The 669-nt window shown below is 57.1% G+C and carries 1 protein-coding gene; it reads right to left on the reverse strand.

What is annotated here, in order from left to right; all coding sequences use genetic code 11:
* Positions 1-669: IS30 family transposase (locus tag PG883_RS23690; RefSeq protein ID WP_270808509.1), on the reverse strand; the 669-nt coding region annotated here is incomplete at both ends.

Raw genomic sequence — 669 nt, forward strand, 5'->3', positions numbered from 1 at the left:
CGGTCTAAGGTTGAGTCGCCGCTCGAAGGCCGACAACTCATCCGGGCTGAGCTGGCTCAGGTCGCTGCCCTTGGGCACATACTGCCGCAACAAGCCATTGCTGTTCTCGTTCAGACCTCGCTCCCACGCGCTGTATGGATGCGCGAAGTAAAACTGGGCATTTAGCACCTTGGCTACTCGCTCATGTTCCACAAATTCACTGCCATTGTCCGCGGTGATTGTATGAACATGTGCCTTGTAGGGCTCTAGCATGCAGATGATGGCATCGGCCACTGCAGCTGCCGTCTTGGCAGGCACATACTGCACTAGGTAGAGTCGGCTCTTACGCTCGGCCAGTGTCACGATGGCACCACTACCTTGTTTGCCCGAAACGGTATCCACCTCCCAGTCACCCAATCGGCTACGAGAGTCGACTATCGCTGGGCGCTCATCGATCGATACCGGGTTGGGGATCACGCAGCGCTTGGCATTCTGTCCCTTACGGTAACGTTTGTGGCCTTGCCGCAAGTGACGGAACAGCTTGCCACCGTTGGCCTTATCCTGCGCCACATAGCGGTAGATCCACTCATGACTGACAGGGCAACCAATGCGCCTGCAGACCGAGCTTATCTGCTCCGGACTCCAGTCTGCGGCCAACGCCATGGTCACGAAAATAAGGGTATCTTCCGG

Source organism: Aeromonas sp. QDB25 (assembly GCF_027707725.1).
Lineage (GTDB): Bacteria > Pseudomonadota > Gammaproteobacteria > Enterobacterales > Aeromonadaceae > Aeromonas > Aeromonas caviae.